General features: G+C 42.6%; 7 protein-coding genes. 2 read left to right on the top strand and 5 right to left on the bottom strand.

The annotated features are described in order from the left end of the window. From tnpA to G602_RS0114570, 4 genes are all read right to left on the bottom strand, one after another. The coding region (gene tnpA, locus G602_RS0114585) for an IS200/IS605 family transposase (RefSeq protein ID WP_026659648.1) at nt 1–347 on the bottom strand (347 nt) is incomplete at its 3' end. Then, a complete protein-coding gene (locus tag G602_RS0114580; protein ID WP_022762587.1) occupies nt 340–522 on the bottom strand; it encodes a hypothetical protein in 183 nt (60 codons plus the stop codon). The genes tnpA and G602_RS0114580, both read right to left, overlap by 8 nt. Further along, a complete protein-coding gene (locus G602_RS0114575; protein WP_026659646.1) occupies nt 509–1096 on the bottom strand; it encodes a hypothetical protein in 588 nt (195 codons plus the stop codon). The genes G602_RS0114580 and G602_RS0114575 overlap by 14 nt, the downstream gene beginning before the upstream one ends. Nucleotides 1097–1294: 198 nt before the next feature. Further along, nucleotides 1295–1510: a DUF1858 domain-containing protein gene (locus G602_RS0114570; protein ID WP_026659645.1), complete on the bottom strand. Its 216-nt coding sequence runs from the start codon at nt 1508–1510 to the stop codon at nt 1295–1297. 215 nt (nt 1511–1725) lie between these two features. Here G602_RS0114570 and G602_RS29105 point away from each other — a divergent pair, with 215 nt between their 5' ends. Further along, the gene (locus G602_RS29105; protein ID WP_049945247.1) at nt 1726–3735 is read left to right on the top strand and encodes an RsiV family protein; all 2010 of its coding nucleotides are present in this window, start codon (nt 1726–1728) and stop codon (nt 3733–3735) included. Nucleotides 3736–4027: 292 nt separating this feature from the next. Then, nucleotides 4028–5680, top strand: a complete 1653-nt coding sequence (locus G602_RS29100; RefSeq protein WP_026659644.1) for a GGDEF domain-containing protein — start codon at nt 4028–4030, stop codon at nt 5678–5680. On the opposite strand, the gene G602_RS26790 is transcribed toward G602_RS29100, so the two are convergent. Continuing rightward, nucleotides 5670–8414, bottom strand: a complete 2745-nt coding sequence (locus tag G602_RS26790; protein ID WP_044932215.1) for a translation factor GTPase family protein — start codon at nt 8412–8414, stop codon at nt 5670–5672. The two genes, G602_RS29100 and G602_RS26790, sit on opposite strands and share 11 nt — an antisense overlap. Nucleotides 8415–8423: the final 9 nt, after the last annotated feature.

Genomic DNA, 8423 nt, shown 5'->3' with positions numbered 1-8423 from the left:
GACACAAAATATCCCTTTGACCATAAAACACCGCATCTTGCATAGAATCGTTTGAGTTGTGGAAATGCCTTAAACAGTTCTATTGCACTGATACTCTTGAGAGTCCTGACAACATCGCACGGTGCAACAGTCTGTGGGACATCTACAAATATATGTATATGGTCAGGCATTACTTCAAGGGCCTTGATACTATAGTTATAATCATCGCAGATTTTTTGAAGTATCAGTTTGAGCGTATCTTCTACATTGCCCTTTAATACTGAAGATCTAAATTTAGGACACCAGATGATATGATACTGTATCAGATATTTACAATGTGAAGCACTATGATATTGCCCCTCACTCATTGTCTTTTACTCCTAACTGATATTTTTCCTGAATGCCCCTGCGCATAAGATCAAGGAAAGTAACGGTTTCACCTTCCTCAACTGAATAGATCCGTGCAAGGTTTTCAAGTTCCTTCTTCCATTCAGCTGGGATAGAGATATTGATTTGTACATTTTCGCTTTTAGGTCGTGCCATTAGAATTTCTCCCTTTCTTAACAATGTCTTTAAGTTGCATATCCTCAATACCAACAAATTCAGCAGCACCCATACTACAAATAAAATCATAGGCTTTGCAATCCACATATATATCATCGAAATCACTGCAGGATTCTCGAATATCTTTAAGTTCATCATCAGAAAGATTTTCACCAAAATGATTTTCAATATGTCTGCGTATTGCAGAAAACATTGTGTCTGCTGCCATATCTAATGTATCGTAACTTATTTCATCGCCGTATGTAAGATAATTCCAACCGCGACCGCTTTCATAAGTAGCTTTCTTGTTTCCGCTATATTCGTTTTCAAGAAATTCTCCTACAGTCTGTTCGAGCGAAATGTATCCGTCTTCTACAAGTATTCCAGAATAATCATAAGGATCGTAGACATATTTTATCTCATAGTGAACTGGAGTGGGTGCCAATTCATCTCTTATCCGACGAATCAGCCTTGCTTTTATGAATTCTTTTGATTGATCAAAGCACTCATTTACATATTCAGCAATTTCGTCTACATGAGAATTCACATACTCTACGCATTTCAAATTATCCATTTGTATTTTTCCTTTATGTTTAATACATAGATTATTTATTTATTCTATGTGTTTGTCAAAATAGAAAAAGGCTTCATCCCACAGGCAAGCCTGTGGGTTTTCGCCTACGTTGCGCCAAAGTTTACTTTATAACAAACCCCGAGGATTTCACATATTGTGATATCTTCGGGGTGAAGTGGTTTATATGAATTATCAATATTATGCGTTGTGCTCTAAAAGATAATCATTAAGTGCATCTGTGATCTCGTCACCGTCGATGCCGTGAACTGCGCATGCTTCAGCAAGTGACTCCATCTGAGAAGCGGGGCAGTGGATGCAACCCATGCCACATTCCATAAGGAACTGTGCTGCAAGGGGATGCTTTGTTATAAGCTCGCCTACGAGCATATCTGAAGTAACAAGTTGTTCGCTCATTTCGTATTCCTCCTAAAACATATTGCATACAAGCAATTTACATATTAGCAAGAATTGGCGATTTTGACAAGTGAAATACTCGGACTTGACAAATATCTTGTAAATATGCGAAGTTAACAATATAGCACAAAAATATAAGACTAAATAACGTAAAACATGAGGGATAACAAGATAAATAAGCAGAGACATGCATTATTTATAGCAGAGGGGGTAATATGCGAAACGGAGATATTTTGAACAAATTATTGACGACAGCATTGGTGGGTAGTTTATTGGTAACTTCAGCTGCAGGATGCGGTGCAGGTAGCGGAGCATCCGGTTCCGGGGCAGGCGATATAGCTCAGGGAAAGGAAAAAGCAGCAAAGACAGAAGTGGAAGGCAATGTGGTAGGTGATACTAAGTCAGATGATGCTGAAGCCACAGAGGGCAGTTCTGAAACGGATACGGACGATAACGCAGAGGGCGCCGGCGCTAATGCAGATGATGCAACTGATGACACCAACGATGCAGGCGATAAGAGTGATGCTACCGATACTAATGCAGGTGATAACGAGGATGGCACAGGTACTAATGCAGATGATAACGAAGAATCCACCGATACTGATGCAGAGAATAACTCAGTCAGCTCTGCTGCGTCATCTCTCAGTGAGGAAGACCTTTCATCCCCGATAGAGTTCTCTTATCAATGCCATCCGGAGTCACTTATCGATGATGGAAAAGAGCTCGCCACATGTATCTACTACACCATAACCCTCGATAAGAGTGAGGAAGAGAAATTTCCAAAGCTCAAAGAGGTTCTTGATGAATTCGGCACAAATGGTGAAGAAGAAATGGGGGAGTTTTTCACAAAAAACACCGATGATATAAGAGGGATGTTCGATAACGGCTGGAGTGTTCCATACGAATACAGGCGTGACCTATATCCTATAAGATCTGATGGCAGAGTCTTTTCGTTTGTGGTTTGCAATTACACATTTTTGGCAGGAGCTCATGGCTACACCGATTTTTCCAACTACAATTACGATCCTGTGACGGGACAAGAGATCAAATTCGCTGATGTTTTTAAGAGTACGGATGATCTTCCTGAGATTATAGTAAGTGATCTCGAGAAGCAGAACGAGGATATAGCAAAATATTTTGACGGTAATTCATATGACAGGGATAACCTTGTTGGCGGTATCCCAGGCAGATTAGAGGAAAATGCCAGAGGGCTTTGCTGGGCAATTGATTATGATGGTGTATGGATATACTTTGAAGACTATGCAATGGGCACATATGCCGCAGGCGCTCAGAGTGTGAAGCTGTCATTTTTTGAGCACCCGGAGCTTTTCACAGATACTTATATAAACTATGAAAAGGACAATATTCCTCTTATTACAGACGCCGCCAAGGAGCTTAAGGAGGCTGATAACACCGAGATTACCGCAGCGCCCAGGTCCTATCCCGGAGGCCTTGATGATGACGGAAGAGGCCCCGACGAGGCCTATGAAGAAGAAGGAGATGGCGAGGACTGGTGGTATCATGCTGTTGTCACAAATCCCGGATGGACTGCATGGACAGCGGATGGAATAGACACGGCAGTGGGAACACCTTCTGTTACACTTAAGGAAATCAGCCACACCACAACAGATTGGCTAAATGAAGAGGAATGGTCCAAGGAAAAGAATATTCCGCTTCCGGAGACTGCACCGGCTTATGAGGATGACACCTTTAGCTACAGTATCAGTAATAATGCGGAAGGTGGTATTTTATGTCTTACGGTTATGAACAAGGAGACTCAGACGCTGAACGGCAATTACTATTTTGATGAGTTTATTTCTCCTCCGGATCAGGGAACAGGCTTGTTTGCTGATTATACAGAACCCTACATATTCTACGCGCTGATGGATGGTGACACTTTATTTGTTGCACTGGGTCACAGAACCTATGCATCTGCAAACCCGCATAAGGCTTACATTGTTGCAATAGATACGGTTTCGGGTAACACACTTTGGAAAAGTGATGATCAGGTTGCCGGTGCCTGCAATTTCATTATTGAAGGCGACAGCATAATATGCGGATATGGATTTACAGATGAACCTGATTATATCTATATTCTTAATAAGAATAATGGTAAGACACAGAAGCAGATCAAGGTAAAATCCGCGCCGTCATATTTTATCAGACAGGACGGGCAGTTATATGTGCTTACTTACAACACGGAGTATCTGTATTCCATTAAGTGATATAGGATATACTTTTCTGTTGTAGTCAGCACCTTTGCATATAATATAAGTTTTTCAACTTTATATTTTCGTTGGAAAAAAGAGGCTTCACTTGGCAATATTGGTTTTGCTGAGTGAAGCCTTTTATATTTCAGAAGCCATAAAATGGAAATTACTTTCGAAAAATACTATACTTTATAAACGTTTTTTTAATATTTGTTTCATATAATATGGTTGTAGATTTTTGCGCGCATTTACGCTTTTATGTACAAGAAGTTATAGATTAGGCTTCAACTTTTTATATGAAAAATGCATGAATAAACAGACTACCCATAAAATTTTAATAGGGATTCTTCTCATTCTGGCCGGGCTGGTTCTGGCACAGTTTATTCGTGATGCTTATATTTATGTTGAAAGACAGGCGAACCATGAGCGGGTTGAGAAGCTGATAAATAAAGATCTTGCACTTAAATGGGATACCATGGATGTTGAGCTTGAAGAAATAAATAAACTGATTAGTGAACAGGCATTTTTTAATGCCGATCTGGGAAGGCTCTATGAGCGTGCCGCTCTTATTTATATGGAAAAAGGCGAAACCATGACCTATTACAGACATCTTGGGTATGCTTTGTATTATCTTGAGAGAAGCGAGGAAAAAGATCACACAATAAATATATATCTTGATATAGCCAACTTTTTCCTGAATAATTATACGGATAACTCCGCACGGAAAGTTATTGAGAAGGCACAGAAAATCAAAGCCTTTGATGATATTGAAGATCTGCAGATAAAAAGCTATGCCTTCCGCGTCCTTGCAATGCTCGCCATTCAGGATAATGATTATCAGGCAGCGGAAGAGTACCTTAATAAATCCCAGGAGATTGTCGCGATGTCACATACCGGAGTTTATGAAGAAGCCTATGTGGCGATAAATGATATATGGCTTGCAAAAGTTTATGTTGAAACGGAACGCTACGCAGAATGCAGGGAAAAGCTGGAAAAATGGGCAGATAGTGATATGATGACCTCTGATGTGTACAGGATAATCTTTCTTAGGGATATGGTAATTCCTTTTTATCATGTTGATGCGCTGCTTCGGGCGGCAGAGATTTTCAACAGCTCGGTTAATTTTTCACAGAAGGATATTGAAGACAAGGAGGAGAGGGTTGTTGATGCCTTACAGGACTTCATAACTGTATGCAATGAAAATGGTTATGAAAAGGCAGAGCTCAAAACTATCCTGGAGCTTCAGCAGAAGTATCCGCCAACCAGCAGTAAGGTCAGATACAATATTAACAGTATTGTCAATTCGCTTTACGCAGAGCTTTTTGAGAATCAGAATATTGCCTATGTAAATGCTATCGATAACATGATTGATGAATCCAAATTTGAGATGTCAAAGACTGAGCGTGTCAGGCTTCAGACTTACAGAAGAACCAGGATTATCATAGTTTCCATAGTGTTTGTCATTGTGATTATACTTGTCCTGTCAGTGATTATTCTAAACAGCAGATATGATGGTCTGACTGGACTGTTAAACAGGAAAGCTTTTAACCACAGGCTGCAATATCTTATAAGAAGAAAGCAGCTTTATAGTGTGATCATGATTGATGTGGACGATTTCAAGAAAATAAATGATACCTATGGTCATCAGAACGGTGATATTGTTCTTGAAAGATTGGGGCAGCTGATGCAGAAGGAGACTACCCCTGAGGTCCAGTGCTATCGATATGGAGGAGAGGAGTTTGCGGTTCTTCTTGATAGGAGAGCTGTACCCTACGTTGGTAACGTAGCAGAGAGACTTCGCAATAACATGTCTCAGCAGGCATGGGAATTTGCGGATAAACAGGTTATTACCCTGAGTCTTGGAGTTGCAACAGGCGAAGGGCAGGACGATGTCCTTAACAGGGCTGATGAAAACCTGTACACCTCCAAAACTACCGGCAAGAATAAAGTTACGGGGTAAAAGACAACTTGGAACGTATCTCATCCTCGGTGCGGTTCACTTCGTACCAGAAGTCGTTTGCAGACATGCGCATTGCGCCTGCACCATATATGATTACCTGCTCAATCGCGTCAGAGGTTGCAACTGTGACGCGATTTTTTTTGCTGTATTCATGGGCGGTGCGCTCAATGTACTGATCCGCAGTTTCAGCTTCTTTCGTGAAAACAACGTCAAGGTTATGGTATTTTAAGACGTGCTCTGTTCCTCCGGGGACGCGGTAAGCATCAAATACCAGGATGACTGTTTCGCGTCTGTATCCCTGAAAATTCGACAGGATGTCCATCAGCTTATCACGGGCGGATTTCATATCGTTTTCGGCAAGGGAGCGAAGCTCGTCATTTGCATAAATAATATTGTAGCCGTCTACCAGAAGATAGGAATCTTCGGGTGAAAACTGCCTGGCTGCCTTGAAGGGCTTTTCGGGGGCTTTATTTGCAGCTTTTCGCTTCCTTTCCTCATCAGCCTTTGCGTCATAGCGCGGCTTTACAGGACCATAGGTTCGTTCAAAAATACTGTCAAGCTCCTGAATTGTGGCATTATAGGCCTTTGTTCGCTCTTCGTAGGTAAGCTCAGCTTCTTTTCGTATATCGTCTGATCTAAAGCTCTTAAGGGAGTCACCCATTCTTGTCAGGTCGGTATCGGTAGCATTTACTTCACTGGTTTTCTCTGATGACCAGCCTGTATCAACATGCATGTGATTCCTTACTTCGTTCCATGGAATGATGGTTCCTACGCCATGCGAGCAGAATACGCTTCCTGTGGGCTGTTCCAAGTCATGCTCGGGATCATAGGCTTTTTCTTCAATGATCGCTTCAGCATTGTGGCAGGGTTCAAAACCTCGAAGGGACAGATTAAGGCGCCCCTGACCATGGGTGTAGGATAAAAGCTCCTGTGCATAATCGTGAAGCTCAGATGCCGGTACTGTGCCGGTTATACTTGAGCTTCCGTCAGAAAGAAGCTCCGGAGGATTGGTGGTTCCGGACATTTTCTGTATGTCGCTTATGGCGCGTCCTACGGATTCGGTGGGAAGCTCGATTGTAAAGTCGTAGACGGGTTCAAGCAAAATGCTTTCAGCCATCATGAGTCCCTGGCGGACAGCTCGCATGGTGGCTTCTCTGAAATCTCCACCTTCGGTGTGCTTAAGATGAGATCTTCCGCCTATGACGGTTATTTTCATATCTGTTATTTCAGATCCGGTGAGTACTCCGCGAATTCTGAATTCTTCAAGGTGTGACAGGATAAGTCTTTGCCAGTTTAAGGCAAGCTCATCCACAGGGCAGTCAGCATCAAAGCTTAGACCACTACCCGGTTCTGCAGGAGTGAGCAGGAGATGAGCCTCGGCATAATGTCTTAGTGGCTCGAAGTGTCCAACGCCCTCTACCTGATTTTTGATGGTTTCTTTATATACGATGTTCCCCGGACCAAAATCAATGTCGAGCCCGAAGCGTTCCTGGCACTGGTGTTTTAGGATTTCCATCTGAACTTCGCCCATAACCTGGATTGTCAGGTCACCGGTTTCGTCCTCTTTTTTTACAGATAAGAGAGGCTCTTCCTCAGAGAGCTCGGTTAGCTGTCTGTATACCTTGAAGGCATCGGCACCTTCAGGGAGAATGATTCTTGATGAAAGAATCGGCTGCAATAGTTCTGTGACTTCGCCTGTAAGCGCGCCAAGTCCCTGACCTGCATGAGATGAATCAAGGCCTGTCACTGCAACAATAGTGCCGGCAGGAGCTTCCTGAAGCAGCTCATATTTTTCGCCTGAATAGATGCGGATCTGGTCGACTTTTTCGGTACCTGCTGTTATATTTGTGCCCCTGGTCATAGACAAAACATCGCGTACATGGAGAACACCGCCCATGATTTTCATCCAGGTAAGCCTTGTTCCATTTGAATCTCTGGATATCTTGTAAACTCTGGCAGCAAATTCATCAGCGTATTCGGGTTCTTTTGCGAAACTGTCTATAAGCGCCATGAGCTCAGCTGTGCCGTCCATTTTCAGTGCGCTTCCAAACAGGCAGGGGAAGAGCTTACGACCGGATAGAAGGCTTGTGATATCATCAGTCGTAACGGCTTTTCCTTCCTCGAGATATGCATTAAGGAGGTGATCGTCACAGATGGCAAGCTCCTCCTGGAATTCATCGCTGCATAAATAATCCCGGTTGATAGTGATGCTGGTTGTAGCATCATGACTTTGCTTAGAAATAACTTCTGAGAAATCTACAGCATGTTCAGAGAGTCTTTTCCTAATATCAGAAACAACCGCCTCTTTATCAGCCTGAGGCTGATCCATCTTGTTTACAAAAATACACACCGGTACCTTGTAGTGCTCTAAAAGCTTCCACAGGGTCTGCACCTGTGAAGTCACTCCATCTGCCGCGCTTATAATGAGAATGGCTAGATCAAGTACCTTCATAGTACGCTCTGTTTCGGGCGCAAAGTCAGCATGTCCCGGGGTATCAAGAAGTGTTATGTGAGTGTTTTCCGAGAAATCAAGCTCAGCCTGCTTCGAAAAAATGGTAATACCACGAGCTCTTTCTAATGAATATGTATCAAAGAAGGTATCACCGTGATCCACGCGGCCGGACTTTCTGATAGCTCCGGCAAGGTACAGAAGTGCCTCGGAGAGAGTTGTTTTTCCGGCATCAACGTGCGCATATATTCCAATGTTTAAGTGTTTTTTATTTGAAGTATTCATGAAGTCAAT

Source organism: Butyrivibrio sp. AC2005 (assembly GCF_000424145.1).
Classification (GTDB): domain Bacteria; phylum Bacillota; class Clostridia; order Lachnospirales; family Lachnospiraceae; genus Butyrivibrio.
This window is presented reverse-complemented; position numbering and strand designations above follow the sequence as displayed.

Coding starts and splice junctions, on each gene's coding strand:
- G602_RS29105 (WP_049945247.1), top strand. CDS start 1,726: ATGCGAAACGGAGATATTTTGAACAAATTATTGACGACAGCATTGGTG.
- G602_RS26790 (WP_044932215.1), bottom strand. CDS start 8,414: ATGAATACTTCAAATAAAAAACACTTAAACATTGGAATATATGCGCAC.
- G602_RS29100 (WP_026659644.1), top strand. CDS start 4,028: ATGAATAAACAGACTACCCATAAAATTTTAATAGGGATTCTTCTCATT.
- G602_RS0114570 (WP_026659645.1), bottom strand. CDS start 1,510: ATGAGCGAACAACTTGTTACTTCAGATATGCTCGTAGGCGAGCTTATA.
- G602_RS0114580 (WP_022762587.1), bottom strand. CDS start 522: ATGGCACGACCTAAAAGCGAAAATGTACAAATCAATATCTCTATCCCA.
- G602_RS0114575 (WP_026659646.1), bottom strand. CDS start 1,096: ATGGATAATTTGAAATGCGTAGAGTATGTGAATTCTCATGTAGACGAA.